The 15,681-nt window shown below is 67.9% G+C and carries 15 protein-coding genes; 3 read left to right on the forward strand and 12 right to left on the reverse strand.

Annotation, left to right across the window (positions count from 1 at the left end; translation table 11 throughout):
- The first annotated feature begins 1 nt into the window (after window position 1).
- A complete protein-coding gene (locus FSB78_RS11700; RefSeq protein WP_147082810.1) occupies window positions 2-709 on the forward strand; it encodes a phosphocholine cytidylyltransferase family protein in 708 nt (235 codons plus the stop codon).
- A gap of 582 nt (window positions 710-1,291) precedes the next feature.
- Here the strand turns inward: FSB78_RS11700 and FSB78_RS11705 are convergent.
- Entirely contained in the window at window positions 1,292-1,957 is a 666-nt protein-coding gene (locus FSB78_RS11705) for a peptidylprolyl isomerase (protein ID WP_147082811.1), read from the reverse strand.
- Window positions 1,958-2,065: 108 nt separating this feature from the next.
- Here FSB78_RS11705 and FSB78_RS11710 point away from each other — a divergent pair, with 108 nt between their 5' ends.
- A complete protein-coding gene (locus FSB78_RS11710; protein WP_147082812.1) occupies window positions 2,066-3,184 on the forward strand; it encodes an FUSC family protein in 1,119 nt (372 codons plus the stop codon).
- Between the two features lie 4 nt (window positions 3,185-3,188).
- Here FSB78_RS11710 and FSB78_RS11715 read toward each other — a convergent pair whose 3' ends face one another.
- Window positions 3,189-4,025 carry an exonuclease domain-containing protein gene (locus tag FSB78_RS11715; protein WP_147082813.1) on the reverse strand — a complete coding sequence of 279 codons (837 nt, stop codon included), beginning with the start codon at window positions 4,023-4,025 and terminating at the stop codon, window positions 3,189-3,191.
- A gap of 87 nt (window positions 4,026-4,112) precedes the next feature.
- On the opposite strand from FSB78_RS11715, the gene FSB78_RS11720 reads away from it, so the two are divergent.
- Entirely contained in the window at window positions 4,113-4,499 is a 387-nt protein-coding gene (locus tag FSB78_RS11720) for a hypothetical protein (RefSeq protein ID WP_147082814.1), read from the forward strand.
- 25 nt (window positions 4,500-4,524) lie between these two features.
- On the opposite strand, the gene FSB78_RS11725 is transcribed toward FSB78_RS11720, so the two are convergent.
- From FSB78_RS11725 to nuoL, 10 genes are all read right to left on the reverse strand, one after another.
- Window positions 4,525-5,820 carry a PQQ-dependent sugar dehydrogenase gene (locus tag FSB78_RS11725; protein WP_147082815.1) on the reverse strand — a complete coding sequence of 432 codons (1,296 nt, stop codon included), beginning with the start codon at window positions 5,818-5,820 and terminating at the stop codon, window positions 4,525-4,527.
- Window positions 5,820-6,266, reverse strand: a complete 447-nt coding sequence (locus tag FSB78_RS11730) for a DUF2231 domain-containing protein (RefSeq protein ID WP_242008233.1) — start codon at window positions 6,264-6,266, stop codon at window positions 5,820-5,822. Before FSB78_RS11730 ends, FSB78_RS11725 begins: the two co-directional genes overlap by 1 nt.
- 122 nt (window positions 6,267-6,388) lie before the next feature.
- Window positions 6,389-6,880 carry a MarR family transcriptional regulator gene (locus tag FSB78_RS11735; RefSeq protein WP_147082817.1) on the reverse strand — a complete coding sequence of 164 codons (492 nt, stop codon included), beginning with the start codon at window positions 6,878-6,880 and terminating at the stop codon, window positions 6,389-6,391.
- An 82-nt stretch (window positions 6,881-6,962) separates the two neighbouring features.
- On the reverse strand, window positions 6,963-7,244 hold the full coding sequence (locus tag FSB78_RS11740) for a DUF1467 family protein (RefSeq protein WP_147082818.1): 282 nt from the start codon (window positions 7,242-7,244) through the stop codon (window positions 6,963-6,965).
- 4 nt (window positions 7,245-7,248) lie between these two features.
- Window positions 7,249-8,886 carry a ribonuclease J gene (locus FSB78_RS11745; protein WP_147082819.1) on the reverse strand — a complete coding sequence of 546 codons (1,638 nt, stop codon included), beginning with the start codon at window positions 8,884-8,886 and terminating at the stop codon, window positions 7,249-7,251.
- A 90-nt stretch (window positions 8,887-8,976) separates the two neighbouring features.
- Window positions 8,977-9,759 carry a type III pantothenate kinase gene (locus FSB78_RS11750; RefSeq protein WP_147082820.1) on the reverse strand — a complete coding sequence of 261 codons (783 nt, stop codon included), beginning with the start codon at window positions 9,757-9,759 and terminating at the stop codon, window positions 8,977-8,979.
- Between the two features lie 10 nt (window positions 9,760-9,769).
- Complete coding sequence (locus FSB78_RS11755) at window positions 9,770-10,537, reverse strand: biotin--[acetyl-CoA-carboxylase] ligase (protein ID WP_147082821.1); 768 nt, start codon at window positions 10,535-10,537, stop codon at window positions 9,770-9,772.
- A 41-nt stretch (window positions 10,538-10,578) separates the two neighbouring features.
- Entirely contained in the window at window positions 10,579-12,024 is a 1,446-nt protein-coding gene (nuoN, locus tag FSB78_RS11760) for an NADH-quinone oxidoreductase subunit NuoN (protein WP_147082822.1), read from the reverse strand.
- Window positions 12,024-13,550 (reverse strand): NADH-quinone oxidoreductase subunit M, encoded by a 1,527-nt coding sequence (locus FSB78_RS11765; protein WP_147082823.1) that lies wholly within the window; start codon window positions 13,548-13,550, stop codon window positions 12,024-12,026. The genes nuoN and FSB78_RS11765 overlap by 1 nt, the downstream gene beginning before the upstream one ends.
- Window positions 13,547-15,676 carry an NADH-quinone oxidoreductase subunit L gene (nuoL, locus tag FSB78_RS11770; RefSeq protein ID WP_147082824.1) on the reverse strand — a complete coding sequence of 710 codons (2,130 nt, stop codon included), beginning with the start codon at window positions 15,674-15,676 and terminating at the stop codon, window positions 13,547-13,549. The genes FSB78_RS11765 and nuoL overlap by 4 nt, the downstream gene beginning before the upstream one ends.
- Window positions 15,677-15,681 lie beyond the last annotated feature (5 nt).

Raw genomic sequence — 15,681 nt, forward strand, 5'->3', positions numbered from 1 at the left:
GATGATCGACACGGCAGTCATCCTCGCGGCCGGCGAAGGCAGCCGGCTGCGGGCGTCGGCGCCGTACAAGCCGCTCTGCCCGGTGGCGGGGCGGCCGTTGATCGACCATGCGCTCGACGGCCTCGCCGCGGCGGGTTTGACGCGCGTGGTGGTCGTGCTCGGGTACGGCGAAGAGCGAATCGCGGCGCATCTGGCGTCGCGGCGCTGGGATATCGCGGTCGAGACGGTGCGGAGCGATCCGCGCCGGCCGAACGGCGTGTCGGTGCTCGCCGCCGCGCCGGTGCTGGACGGCGGCGAGGCGGTACTCGCGATGTGCGACCATCTCGTCACGCCGGCGCATTATGGGCGGATGGCGCGGGCTGGTGCGGGAACGGGCTTGCGGCTCGGAATCGACCGGCGGCTGGGGCATGACTGGGTCGATCCCGAGGACGTGACCTGCGTCGCGACCGACGGCGACGCGATCGTCGCGATCGGCAAGGGACTCGAGCCGCACGACTGCTACGATACCGGCGTGTTCGCGATCGGCCCGGCGCTGATGGACGCGCTGGCGACGCTGGAGGCGCCGTCGCTGACCGAGGGCGTGCGGTTGCTGATGGCGGACGGGTCGGCACAGGTGGTCGATTGCAGCGATCTCGACTGGATCGACGTGGACGACGCCGCGGCGCTGGCCAAGGCGGAAGCCTGGATGGCGGGCGCGATCGCGGCCTGAGTTTCCGGGCGAGCGCCATCGCCGCGGTTCGTTCCCCCGCGCAGGGGTCCAGGAGCCGCAAGCGCTGCCCCCGTCACCCTGGGCTCCCGCCTGCGCGGGAGAACTCTTCGTCACCCCGGACGCGTTCCGGGGTCCATGGTGCCGCGTAATCGAGAGCGGTTGGTTTGCGGCACGATGGATGCCGGAACACGTCCGGCATGACGGAGAAGCATTACTTCGTTCGCCGCACCGTCAGGATCGGCACGCGCGGCGCCAGCATCTGGCTTTCCCCCCTCCACTTCCCCGGCGAAGGCCGGGGCCCAAATGGGGGGCGTTCATGATGACGGGCAGCGCGCCGTTACCGCAACCTTCTCAATTGGGCCCCGGCCTTCGCCGGGGTGGTCCCTGTTACTCCGTTCGCCGCTCCATCAAGATCCGCACCGACGCGGCATACATCTGCCCTTCCAACCCTCCCCTTCCCCGGCGGAGGCCGGGGCCCAGATGGGAACATGCGTGAAGAGGGGCGCGCTCCGTTACCGCGACCTTTCCAACTGGGCCCCGGCCTTCGCTGGGGTGGTGTTCGGGGGTGGGCGGTGCCGCGGGTTACTTCGCGCGGCGTACCGTCAGGATCCGCACCGGCGCGGCGAGCATCTGGCCCTTCATCGCGCCCACGCCCTCGGTCGCCGAGGTCGGCGCGTCGAGGATGCGGCGGACGACGTCCATGCCTTCGACGACGTGGCCGAACGCGGCGAACCCCTGGTTGTCGCCTTCGCGCTTGGGATCGGCGTCGAGATACGGGATCGCGCCGACGGTGATGAAGAAATCGGCGGTCCCCGTCCCCGGTGCGAAGCGGGCGAGCGAGATCGTGGCGTCGTCGTGCGTCAGGCCGGTCAGGCTCGTCGGCTCGTGCGCGACCGGCGGCAGGACGCGCTTGGGTTCGCCCTTGGCGCCGCCCTGGATCAGCCCGACGCCATTGCCGAGCTTCATCGCACGGTAGAAGGTGACGCCGTCGAGCCGCTTCTGGTCGACATAGCGCAGGAAATTTGCGGTCGTCTTGGGCGCATGGTCCTTGTCGAGCGCGAAGGTCATTGGCCCTTCGCTCGTCGTCAGCACCACGCGGATCGCGGTTGCGGGAACGGTGGGCGCAGGAGCGGCGGGCACGGGAACCGCATAGGCCGGCACGGCCGGAGCGAGCGGAATCCCGTTCTGCGCGGACACGGCGGGAGCGATGCAGAGCGCGATCGCGGCGAGGGAGGATCGATGGGCCATGTGCCCGACGTAGCGCAGCGTTTCCGTGCTGTCAGCCCGCTTGCCCCCCCTGCCCGCTTGCCCCCCTCCCCGCTTGCCCTGCCTGCCAGGGGCCCTATCAGACATCGCATGCCGCCGATCGCTTCGCTTGCCCGCACTTGGGTCCACGCCAACGATGCGCATCTGCGCCAGGCGGTGCGGATCATGGTCGCGGTCGCGGTGACGTTTGCGACCTACAAGCTGATCGGCCTGCAACAGGGCTATTGGGCGGTGTTCACCGTGCTGGTGGTGATGCAGGGCTCGATCGGCAGCACGCTGGGCGCGGCACTCGACCGGTTGCTCGGCACGCTGATCGGTGCGGCGCTGGGCGGGATCGGGCTTGCCTTCCATCCCGAGGCGCCGCTCGAACTGTGCGCGATCTTGGTCGTGGTGACGGGGATCGGTGGGCTCGTCGCGGCCGTGCGCCCGCAGTTGAGGATCGCGCCGGTGACTGCGGCGATCATGCTGCTGACCGCGCCGCCGGGGCTGCCGGTGCAGAGCTTCGTCGCGGACCGGATCGTCGAGATCGGCCTGGGCGGGCTGATCGGCGTGCTCGCCGCACTGCTGATCCTGCCCGCACGGTCGCGCGACCTGGTCGTCGAGCGGACCGTCGCGGTGCTCGAACGGATCGGTACGATGCTCGACGAACAGGCCGAGGCGCTGGAGGCGGGAAAAGCGCTGCCGACATCGCCCAACCACCGGGCGCTGCGCAACGCACTGGGTGCGGTCGAGGCGGCGATGAAGGATGCCGACCGCGAGCGCGCGTCGCGGCTGGCGAACCACGGTATCCCGTCAGCGATCCCGCGCACGCTGTGGCGCGTCCGCAACGACCTGACGCAGATCGGGCGCGCGATCGACGAGGCGCTGCCGGGCAACGCCGCGGCGGGGCTCGCGGCGGCGGCCGCGATGTCGCTCCGCGCGGAAGGCGCGCTGGCACGGCGATGCGCGACGGCGCTGACTGCGGTGAAGACCGTGGATCGCGGCACCGTCGTGGCGGGACAGGCGCAGTTCGCCGAGAGCTTCGATGCGTTCCGCCGCGATCCCGACGCGCAGACGCTCGACTTCGACCAGTCGGGCCGGATCTTCGGCCTCGCCTTCGCGATCGGGCGGCTGCACCGCGACCTGCTCGACCTCGCCAAGCGCGTCGACGAGATCGCCGGCGGGGGGCGACGCGGAAGCCGGCGCGGGGTTGCGCCCCCGACCGATTGACCGGTCAGGCGAAGAGCTCGGCTTCGGCAAGGATCCGGATCGGATGCCCGGCGCGTCGCAGGCCGTCGGCCTTCAGGAACTGTGCATTGTAGCGGATGTCGACCGGATAGGGCGCGACGCCCGCGATCGCGAGGATCGTCGTCGTCAACCCGACCGAGGCGACCACGCGCCCGCCCTGCGCCGCGATCGCCTGCGCCAGCCGCCCGTCGCGCGGTTCGCCGAGCACGGCGATACGTTCGCCTTTCAAGGGGCCCTGCGCCGCGGGCTTGGGCAACGGGCGGCGCGGCGGCTTGGGCGCGGGCAGCAACCAGTCGGCGAGCGGGATGCCGGTATGCTCGATCGCCTTGACCACCACCCATCCCGCGGCGCGCGCGTCGCTCAGCGCATCATGATGGCGATGCGCGATCCCCAGATGACTGGTGAGCACGTTGAGGCGGTGGCTCGCGAGTTCGGGCCAGGCGCGTTTGGCGACGCGGACGCTGTCGAGCCAGGTCGTCTGGATTGCGTCCAGGTCGTGCACCCGGCACGCCGCGGCGAGTGCGCCCTTGTCGAAATAGGAATGCGCGACCGTCGTCCGCCCGGCGAGATAGCCGTCGACGATGCTGTGGATGTCGCCGAAATGCGGCTGTCCGACGACGTGGTCGGCCGCGATGCCGTGGATCCGCGTGTTGAACAGGTGGAATTCGTCGCGCGGGTCGACCAGCGTTTCATAGGCGAAGGCCTCGCGGCCGTCGCGAAACCCGACGATGCCGATCTGGCAGATGCTGCTGACCCGCGAACAGGCGGTCTCGACGTCCACGACCACGAAATCGGGCACGTCGTCGGGCGGGCTGGAAACCATCGCGGTTGCCTAGAACCCCGCCGCATGACGGATCAAGCCGGAACTTCAACGCCTTGACCGCCACGCGATCTCGTGGCTTGGGGCGCCATGCCGAAATCAGCCACCGACCTCATGCAGGACATCATCAACGCGGCCGTCGTGGACGCGATCGTCGCGCTCAAGGACAGCGCCAAGGGGATGCCCAACGCGCTGCTCCGCGACCTGAACGCGGTGCACGCCAATACCGCGTTCACCGACCTGCCCGCTGCGGTCCAGACCGCGGTCGCGACCAGCGTGCGCGATGCGTTCGGCAAGCTGCGCAAGGAAGGCTATGCGATTGCCGAGGCGCAGGCGACCCCGCGGCCGCCACGGCCTGTCGGCGTTCCGGTGACGCGGCGGCCGGGGGGCGGCCGCCGGTTCGGCGGTAATTCCGTCACCCTGAACTCGGTTCAGGGTCCACCTCGCCGCAAGCGCTCGGGGCGAGGTGGATGCTGAAACGAGTTCAGCATGACGGAGGGGATCAGGACCCCGTCACGCGCCACACCACGTTCGCGAGGTCGTCCGCGATCAGCAACCCGCCGCGCTGGTCGATCGCCAAGCCCACCGGCCGGCCGCGCGCGTGGTTCTGCGCGTCGATGAAGCCGGTGACGACATCGCGTGCCTTGCCGGCGGGCTTGCCGCCCGCGAACGGTACCCAGACGACCTTGTAGCCGTTGAGATGGCCGCGGTCCCAGCTGCCATGCTCGCCAACGAACGCGCCCTGGCGATAGGCGGCGGGCGTCTGCGCGGTGCCGAAGGCGAGCCCCAGCGGCGCGACGTGGCTGCTGAGGCTGTAGTCGGGCATCACCGCCTTCGCGACCATGTCGGGGCGCCTCGGCATCACGCGTGGATCGACGTGCTGTCCCCAATAGCTGTACGGCCAGCCATAGAAGGCGCCGTCGCGGACCGAGGTCAGGTAATCGGGCACCAGGTCCGGCCCGATCTCGTCGCGCTCGTTGATCACCGCCCAGAGCTGGCCCGATTGCGGGTTCCAGCTGAGGCCGTTGGGGTTGCGCAATCCGGTGGCGAAGTCGCGGTGCGCGCCGGTCGCGCGGTCGACCTCCCAGATCTTGGCGCGGTCGCGCTCGGCCTCGATCCCCGCCTCGGTGATGTTGCTGTTCGAGCCGATGCCGACATAGAGCTTCGATCCGTCGGGGCTGGCGACGAGGCTCTTGGTCCAGTGATGGTTGATCGGCCCGCCCGGCAGCGGGGTCAGGATCGTGCCCGGCGCGGTGATCCGGGTCTGGCCGGTCACATAGGGGAAGCGGACGATCGCGTCGGTGTTGGCGACGTACAGGTCGCCGCCCACCAGTGCGACGCCGAACGGCGAGACCAGGTGATCGAGCAGCACGGTGCGGACGTCCGCCTTGCCGTCGCCATCGGTGTCGCGCAGCAGCGTGATCCGGTCGCCGCCCTGGGTCTTGCTGTGGCCGAAGCCCTGGATCAGGCCGACGAGGATATCCTTGGGCCGCGAGACGGGTTCGGTCGGTCCCTTGGGCTCGACCGCCAGCACGTCGCCATTGGGCAGGACGTAGAGCGAGCGGACATTCTTGAAGCCGGTTGCGAACGCTGACACCTTGAGCCCCGCCGCTACCGTCGGCACCGCGGTGCCCCAGGGCACGGGCTTGGCGATCTTCATCGGCGGGAGCAGATATTGCTGGAGCGAGGGCAGTCCGGGGTTGGCGCCGAGCTGTGCGCTGGCGTCGCCGCCCTTGCCGCTGCAACCCGACAGGAGGATGGCGGCGGTCGCGAGCGAGAGCGTGAGGGTCGTGCGCATCATGCGTCCTGCCGTGCCTGGAGGGAATAGCCCGACCAGCTCGTCGCCAGCGCGAGGATCGAGACGATCACCGACAGGATGATCCCGGTCGGCACCACCGAGGTCCAGGCGTCGCGGCTGTGGATGAAGGCGTTGAGCAACGCGAGGCCCATCATCAGCAACGTGCCGACGCTGTGCGGCCAGGGTCGTCGTGCGCGCGCCCTGCCCCGGTTGGCGATCGCGTCGACGATGCCGACGATCGCCGCGAGCACGCCCATGACGAGACCGCCCGCGATCAGCCAGACCGAGAAGTTCGCCCACTGCATGTTGGCGGTATTGAGATAGGTGATGTCGGTCGCGAGCGCGCCGGTGAAGAACGCCAGCGGATAGGCGGACAGGATGCCGTGGATCGGGTGCGCGCGTGCGACCCGCGGCGGGGTCGAGCGGGTCGGATAGGCTGTGGCCACAAGCGCACCTTTGCGGGAGGTTAGACCCTTGATACGCCCCGCAGCGACGGTGCGTTCCATGACGTCTGTGTCATGCGGGCCCGTGCCTTCGGTCAGCGCCCCCCCATTGGCCGCCGGGCGCGTCAGGCCCGCTGGATGCGCGCGAAGATCGACTGCGCCTCGGTCCCCATCAGATGCTGCATCACGACCCAGAAGCCCGCGACCGCCTGCCCGCCCGACGCGCCATAGGCGCGCGCCATGTTGTCGTGGAGGACGATGAACAGGTCTTGTTCCAGCTTCGCGCCCGCCGGCGTCAGCCGCAACAGTCGCTGGCGACGGTCGCGATCGCCGGGGCGGGATTCCATCAGGCCCTGCTCGGTCAGCGCATTGGCGACGCGGCCGAAGGATTGCTTGGTGATCGCGAGGATCGTCAGGATTTCGTTGACCGGCATGTCGGGCTTGCGCGCGAGGAAGTACAGAACGCGGTGGTGTGCCCGGCCGAGGTTCAGCTTGGCGAGCTCCTCGTCGGCGTGCTGCAGGTGGCGGCTGTGCGCGAACAGCATCAGATCCATCCCGCCCCGGATCGCGTCTTCACGCAGGAACTGCTCGGGCGGCGGGGATAGGATGTCTGGCATGCGCACATCCTGACGCGCCCTACGGCGGGCGGCAAGTCATTACGCAGGCGTTAGGGTTGCCGGGCGAGCGTGACCGGCCGCGTCAGCGCGTAATCATGGACTTGCGGCCGAACAGGTCGACGCTCTGCGGCGTGACCCAGCCATAGGTGTAGTTGAGCAGGAACAGCACGAACAAGATGGTCGCGACGATCGTCACGCGCCACGCGATCCGCCCCGCATGGAATTCATGCGGGGCACTCTCGGCCTGGCCGGGGACGAGATCGCCCCCGGCCTCCCGCGTCGTGCGGACGCCGAACGGCAGGACCAGGAACACCGACAGCGACCAGAACAGGATGTAGATCGCCAGTGCCGAGGTCCAGCGCATGGGATCAGCCCTGGATCAGCAGGACGTCGACGATCGGCTTCTTGCCGGTCCAGCGGCTCGCGACTTTCCGGACCGCGAGACGGATCTGCTCGCGCATCTTGTCGGCCTCCCGCTTGCCGCCGCGCACCGCGTCGGCGGTCGCCTGGACCGCGTCGGCGACGAACGCCGCGCGGTCTTCCTCGACCGGCACGCCCTGCACGCGGACCTGCGGCTGGCCGATCATCCGGCCGTCCTTGCCGATCGCGACGCCGACCGAGATCTGGCCGTTGATCGCGAGCTTGCGACGATCCGCAATCGTCGCGCCGTCGGCGGGCAGGATCACGTCGCCGTCGAGGACCAGGCGGCCGACGGTCGCGTTGCCGATCTTGGCCGGGCCCTTGGGTGCCAAACGCACGATGTCGCCGTTGCTCTGCACGAGCGCGCGCGGAATGCCTTCGCCCAGGCCGAAGCGCGCATGCTCCATCATGTGGCGCATCTCGCCGTGCGTCGGGATCAGCACGTCGGGCCGCAGCCAGTCGTACATCTGCGCGAGTTCGGGCTGGCCGGGATGGCCCGAGACATGGACGTGCGCCTGGCGCTCGGTCACCATCTTGATGCCCTTGGCCGCCAGCGTGTTCTGGATGCGGCCGATCTGCACTTCGTTGCCGGGGATCTGCTTCGACGAGAAGATTACGGTATCGTCGGCCTGGAGCTGGATCGTGTGGCTGCCATTGGCGACGCGAGCGAGCGCGGCGCGTTCCTCGCCCTGCCCGCCCGTCGCGATGATCAGCACCTTGTTGCGCGGCAGGCGCATCGCGGTGTCGGGATCGATCGTCTCGGGAAAGTCCTTCAGATAGCCGGTCGCGCGTGCGACCTTGATGATCCGGTCGAGCGAGCGCCCGGTGACGCACAGCTTGCGCCCGGTTTCCTTGGCCACTTCGCCGAAGGTGTGCAGACGTGCCGCGTTCGACGCGAAGCTGGTGATCATCACGCGGCCCTTGGCCTTGCTGACCTCCTCGAACAGGCCCTGGCGGACGGTGCTCTCGCTGCCCGACGCCGTGGTGTTGAAGATGTTGGTCGAGTCGCAGACGAGCACGTCGACGCCCTTGTCGCCGATCGCGATGAAGCCCTCGGGCTTGGTCGGGTTGCCGATCACGGGGTTGGCGTCGAGCTTCCAGTCGCCGGTGTGGAACACGCGGCCATGCGGTGTGTCGATCAGCAGCGCGTTGGCTTCGGGGATCGAGTGCGACATCTCGACGAAGGTGAAGCCAAAGGGCCCCAGCTGGAAGCTGCCGCCCATCGGGATGGTCTTGAGCTTCACGCGGTTGGCGATGCCCTCTTCCTCGAGCTTGCCGCGGATCAGCCCCATGGTGAACGGGGTCGCGTAGATCGGCACGCCGAGGTCCTCGGCGAGGTACGGCAGCGAGCCGATATGATCCTCGTGCCCGTGCGTGATGACGATGCCGACGAGATCGTCGAGGCGCTCCTCGATGAAGGACAGGTCGGGCAGGATCACGTCGACGCCGGGATATTGCGGGTCGGCGAAGGTGATGCCGAGATCGACCATCACCCACTTGCCGTTACAGCCATAGAGGTTGACGTTCATGCCGATTTCGCCGGAACCGCCCAGCGCGCAGAAAAGGAGTTCGTTCTTCGGAGTCATTCAAAAGCTTTCAAACATACGGATAATATGGCCCAACGGCCGGTCGGAATGATTTCGGGATGGTGCCCAGCGGCTCAGCGGCGCGAGCGTTCAGGCTGCTATATGGGTATTTTCCCACATCATGGCCAGCCCCTGGATCGTCAGGTCGGGCTCGATATGGTCGAAGACGTTGGTTTGTTTCTCGAATAAAGTCGCAAGACCGCCGGTGGCGATCACTTTCGAGGGCCGGCCGATCTCTGCCTTCAGCCGCGTGACGAGACCTTCGATCATCGCGATATAGCCCCAGAAGATGCCGATGTGCATCTGCGAGATCGTGTCGCGGCCGATCACGCTGGTCGTCGCGGGCGCCTCGATCGCGATGCGCGGCAGCTTGGCGGCGGCGGTGACGAGCGCGTCCAGGGACAAGTTGATCCCCGGCGCGATGATCCCGCCCTTGTACGCTCCCGAAAAGTCGCTGACGTCGAAGGTGGTCGCGGTGCCGAAGTCGATCACGATCAGGTCGCCGCGGTGCAGGGCGTGCGCGGCGATCGTGTTGACCGCGCGGTCGGCACCGAGCGACTGCGGCTCGGCGACGTCGATCGAGAAGCCCCAGGGAGCGGCGGGCGAGCCGGCAATGACGGCCTCGGTCGCGAAATACTTGCTCGCCAGCACCTGGAGGTTGTGGAGCGCGCGCGGCACGACGGTCGCCACGATGACGCCGTGGACCTGGCTGCGGTCAAAGCCTTCGAGCTGGAGCAGCTGGCTGAGCCACACCGCATATTCGTCAGCCGTGCGGCGCGGATCCGTCGCGATCCGCCAGCGCGCGACGATGCGCCGCGCCTCGACGAGTGCGAACACGACATTGGTGTTGCCGGCATCTATCGCGAGCAGCATGGGCTGGCTTTCAGATCAGGAAGACGTCGGCGGCGTGAATGACACGCCGGCCGCCGTCCGCCAAGCGGAGGATGAGCGCACCGTCCGCGTCGAGCCCGTCGAACAGCCCGTCATGCGCGGTGCCGTCGGGCAGCCGCGCGGTGAGCGCGGTGCCGATCGGGTGCGCGCGGTCGAGCCAGCGCTGGCGGACGGGGGCTAGCCCCTCGCCGCGCCAGCGGGACAGCCAGCGGGCGAAGGTTTCGGCGAGCGTTTCGGCGAACTGGGCCGGGGCGACGGGGGCGGCGTGCGCGGCGAGGCTGGTGGTGGGGCGATCGGGGAGGTCTGGGTGATGCGCGAGGTTGACGCCGATCCCGACGATGACCGCGTCGTCCGTGCGCTCGAGGAGGATGCCGGAGAGTTTTGCGCCATCGACGAGGAGATCGTTCGGCCATTTGAGGCGAACCCCGCCCTGCCCTGTTCCCCGGCGAAGGCCGGGGTCCAGTTGCGACGTCGGTACTTGGCGTACGGCGCGCGTCGTTACGACAGCCTTCCCACCTGGGCCCCGGCCTTCGCCGGGGAACGGCAGGAAGGTGGAAACGGCCTCTTCCAGCGCCACCGCTGCGAGCAGGGCTAGCGTTGCAGGCGCCGGATCTCTCGGTCGCAACCGGACCACCGTGCTCCCGTAGAAATTGCCGACCGGCGAGGACCATTCCCGCCCCATCCGGCCCCGCCCCGAGCTCTGTCGCTCGGCGCGCAGCCACACCCCTTCGGCAACGCCGCTGCGCGCGAGCGCGAGCATGTCGGCGTTGGTCGATCCCGTCTCCGCGACGGTCCGGATACTCAGAAGAGCGCCCGTGCCGCCACCATCGTCCAGCCCGCGAGCACCGGAATGGCGAGGTACCCGAGCGGCGAGACGAAGACCGCGGCGACCGCGATCAGGCCGCCTTCGACGCGGCTCTCCATCGGCGCGAACGCGGGTGCGGGATCGTCGAAGTACATCGTCTTGACCACGCGCAGATAATAGTAGGCGCCGATCACCGAGGCGACATAGCCGATCACCGCGAGCGGGAAGAGCCCGGCACCGATCGCCGCGTTGAACACCGCGAACTTCGCATAGAAGCCGAACAGCGGCGGGATGCCGGCAAGGCTGAACATGAAGATCGCGAGTGCCGCCGCCAGCGCCGGCCGCGTGCGCGACAGCCCCGACAGGCTGGCGATGGTCTCGATCGGCTGGCCGTCCTCACCGCGCATCTGCAGCACGACGAGGAACGAGCCCAGAGTCATCGCGATATAGATCACCAGGTACATGAGCACCGACGACACGCCTTCCTGCGTGCCCGCGGCGAGGCCGACGAGCGCGTAGCCGACATTGTTGATCGACGAATAGGCAAGCAGGCGCTTGACGTTGGTCTGGCCGATCGCGCCGACCGCACCGAGGATGATCGAGGCGAGTGCCGCGAAGATCACGATCTGGCGCCACTCGTCGGTCGCCGGGCCCATCGCCTCGACCGCGACGCGGACGGCGAGCGCCATCGCGGCGACCTTGGGTGCGGAGGCGAAGAAGGCAGTGACCGGGGTGGGCGCGCCTTCGTACACGTCGGGTGTCCACATGTGGAACGGCACGGCGCTGATCTTGAAGGCTAGCCCCGCGAACACGAACACCAGCCCGAACAGCAGGCCGAGCGAATGCGTACCCGCATAGGCCTGCGCGATGCCCGAGAACAACGTCGTCCCTGAGAAGCCGTAGACCAGGCTGATGCCGTAGAGCAGGATGCCGCTCGCGAGCGCACCGAGCACGAAATACTTCAGGCCCGCCTCGGCCGAACGACCGTCGCGGCGCATGAAGCTGGCCAGCACATAGGCGGCCAGGCTCTGCAGTTCGAGACCTACATACAGCGTCAGCATGTCACCCGCCGACACCATGATCCCCATACCCGCCGCGGACAGCAGCATCAGCACGGGATATTCGGGACGCAGGTCGTCGCCGGCGGTCTTCTGGAAGAAGCGCGGCGCAATCACGATCGAGACCGCGGTGGCGATGTAGATGAGGACCTTGGCGAACGCCGCGAACGCATCGGCGCGGTAGAGGCCGCCGAACGCGAGGCCGCCATAGGAGGCAGGCCCCATCAGCGAGATGCCGGCGCCCGCGAGCACCGCGACCGCGGTCCACGAGACCATTTTGGTCGACGCGCTACCGCCCCAGGCCGAGACGAGCATGAGCACGATCGCGCCGAGCGACAGCACGATCTCCGGCAGGGTCATCGCCAGATTTGCGGAATAGTCCATCAGTGCGCCTCCGCGTGCGCTGCAATCGGGGCTACGCGCCCCTTGGTCGGCTGGGAATCGCTGGCGGGCTTGGCACGGTCGATGCGCTGGAGCAGCACGCCGACATCCTTGCGCATCGGCGCGAGGAAGCTCTCGGGGTACACGCCCATCCACAGCACGACGGCGGCGATCGGGGCGAGCAGCCAGAGTTCGCGGCCCGACAGGTCGACCATCGCGCGGACGTCGTCCGACTTGATCTCGCCGAACGCGACGCGGCGGTAGAGGAACAGCATGTAGCCGGCACCGAGGATGATGCTGGTCGTGCAGAGCAACGCGGTCCAGGTCGACACCTGATAGGTGCCCATCAGCGACAGGAACTCGGCGACGAAGCCGCTGGTACCCGGCAGGCCGATCGACGCCATGGTGAAGAACAGGAAGAACACGGCGTAGCGCGGCATGTTGATGCTGAGACCGCCGTAGCGCGCGATCTCACGCGTGTGCAGCTGGTCGTAGATGACGCCGACGCACAGGAACAACGCGCCCGATACGAGCCCGTGGCTGAGCATCATGATCATCGCGCCTTCGATGCCCTGCCGGTTGAACGCGAACAGGCCGATCGTGACGATCGCCATGTGCGCGACGGACGAATAGGCGATCAGCTTCTTCATGTCCGACTGCACCAGCGCGACAAGGCTGGTGTAGATCACCGCGACCGCCGACAGGCCGAAGATCAGCCAGGTGAGCTGGCCGCTCGCCTCGGGGAACATCGGCAGCAGGAAGCGCAGGAAGCCGTAGCCGCCGAGCTTCAGCAGCACGCCCGCCAGGATCACCGAGCCCGCGGTCGGCGCCTGCACGTGCGCGTCGGGCAACCAGGTGTGGACCGGCCACATCGGCATCTTGACCGCGAACGACGCGAAGAAAGCGAGCCACAGCCAGGTCTGAACCGAGGCGGGGAAGTCGTACGCCATCAGCGCCGGGATGCTCGTCGTGCCTGCGGTCTTCGCCATGTAGAGCATGGCGACGAACATCAGCACCGAGCCGAGCAGCGTGTAGAGGAAGAACTTGTACGACGCGTAGATGCGGTTCGCCCCGCCCCAGATGCCGATGATCAGGTACATCGGGATCAGGCCGGCTTCGAAGAACACGTAGAACAGGAACAGGTCCTGCGCCGCGAAGGTGCCGATCATCAGCACCTCGGTGAACAGGAACGCCGCCATGTATTCCGGCACGCGCGTCGTGATCGAGCGCCAGCTGGCGCCGATGCAGATCGGCATCAGGAACACGCTGAGCATGATCAGCATCAGCGCGAAGCCGTCGATGCCGAGCGACCAGCCGAACGGACCGAACACGCCGGGATGCGCCTCGACGAACTGCCACTGCGCACCGCCGATGTCGTAGCTCGACCACAGCACGACGCCGAGGACGAGGTCGACCAGAGTCGCCGACAGCGCCATCGCGCGCGCGGTCTGTGCGGACACGAACAGGCACGCGACCGCGGCGATCGCCGGAACCGCGATCATCAGCGAAAGAAGGGGGAAGTCGCTCATTTATAGAGTCCGATCGCCCAGGTTACGGCGGCTGTCAGGCCGATCAGCATGACGAAGGCATAGGTGTAGAGATATCCGGTCTGGAAGCGGTTGGCGACGCGGCTGCCGAGCTGGACCGCCCAGGCCGAGCCGTCGGGCCCGAACCGGTTGATCGTCTGCTCGTCGCCGCGGTGCCACAGGAGGCGTCCGATCGCGAAGGCTGGGCGCACGAAGAGCAGGTGATACAGCTCGTCGAAATACCATTTGTGCAGCAGGAACCGGTAGAGGATCCGGAAATGCTCCGAGACCGACGTCGGCAGGCTCGGCGACCTGATGTACGCGACCCATGCGCCGAACAGGCCGAGCAGCATCGCGATCGTCGCCGACAGCTTCACCATCAACGGCACACCGTGCATGTGGTGCATCAGTTCCTCGCGGAACGCGATCGCGCCCTTCCAGTAGCGTTCGCCTGCTTCCGGCTCGATGAAATAGCCGTGGAAAACGAAGCCGGCCAGGACAGCACCGATCGACAGCAGAAGCAGCGGGATCAGCATCGGGAGCGGGCTCTCGTGCGGATGATAGCCACCCGTGCCGGCAGGCAGATCATGCTGGCCGGCGGCATGCGTCGACGGCGTACCACCGGCGTCCTCGGCCTTGGCCGGGTTCGCGTGGTGATCGTCGGCATGGTGCGCGTCGTGTGCATGATCGTGCGCGTGGTCGTCATGACCATGGCCGTGCGCGTCATGCAGCGCGTGCTGGATATGCTCCGACGCGGCCCAGCGCGGCGTTCCCCAGAAGGTGAGGAACATCAGGCGCCACGAATAGAAGCTGGTGAGCAGCGCGACGAGCACGCCGACGAACCAGGTGCCGCCCTCGCCGGCCGCCCAGCTCACCTCGATGATCGCGTCCTTCGAATGGAAGCCTGCAAAACCGAACGGCGTATTGCCGAAGATGCCGGGGATGCCGACGCCGGTGATGGCGAGCGTACCCATCATCATCGCCCAGAAGGTCAGCGGGATCTTCTTCCGCAGGCCGCCATAGAAGCGCATGTCCTGCTCGTGATGCATCGCATGGATCACCGAGCCGGCACCGAGGAACAGCAGCGCCTTGAAGAAGGCGTGCGTGAAAAGGTGGAACATCGCCGCGCCGTACGCGCCGACGCCGGCCGCGAAGAACATGTAGCCGAGCTGCGAACAGGTCGAATAGGCGATCACGCGCTTGATGTCGGTCTGGACGAGCGCGACGGTCGCCGCGAACAGGCAGGTCGCCGCGCCGATGCCCATGATCAGGTGCAGCGCGAACGGGCTCTGTTCGAACATCGGCGACAGGCGGCAGACCATGAAGACGCCGGCCGTCACCATCGTCGCGGCGTGGATCAGCGCCGACACCGGGGTCGGGCCTTCCATCGCGTCGGGGAGCCAGGTGTGCAGGCCGAGCTGCGCCGACTTGCCCATCGCACCGACGAACAGCAGCAGGCACAGTACCGTCATCGTGTCGAAGCGCGAGCCGAGGAAGCCGATCGTCGAGCCCGTCATGCCGGGTGCGGCGGCGAGGATCTCGGGGATCGAGACCGTGCCGAACACCAGGTACGTGCCGAAGATGCCGAGCATGAAGCCCAAGTCACCCACACGGTTCACGACGAACGCCTTGATCGCGGCGGCGTTGGCCGAGGGCTTGCGGAACCAGAATCCGATGAGGAGGTACGAGGCGAGGCCCACCCCTTCCCAGCCGAAGAACATCTGCACCAGGTTGTTCGCGGTCACGAGCATCAGCATCGCGAAGGTGAACAGGCAGAGATAGGCGAAGAAGCGCGGCTGGTCCGGGTCCTCGCTCATATAGCCCCAGCTATAGAGGTGGACGAGTGCGGACACCGAGGTGATCACGACCAGCATCACCGCGGTCAGCGAGTCGACCCGCAGCGACCAGGCGACGTTCATCGTCCCCGACTGGATGAAGTCGAGTACGGGCGTGACCGTGGCCACGCTCGCGCCCGACAGATAGCCGAGGAAGATCGGCCACGACAGCGCGGCCGAGACGAACAGCGCGCCGGTGGTGACGATCTTGGCGGGCCCCGCGCCGATGGCGCGGTTGCCGAACCCGGCGACGATCGATGCCAGCAGCGGCAGGAAGACGATTAGGAGGATCAACCGAG

This window comes from Sphingomonas ginsenosidivorax (assembly GCF_007995065.1).
Classification (GTDB): domain Bacteria; phylum Pseudomonadota; class Alphaproteobacteria; order Sphingomonadales; family Sphingomonadaceae; genus Sphingomonas; species Sphingomonas ginsenosidivorax.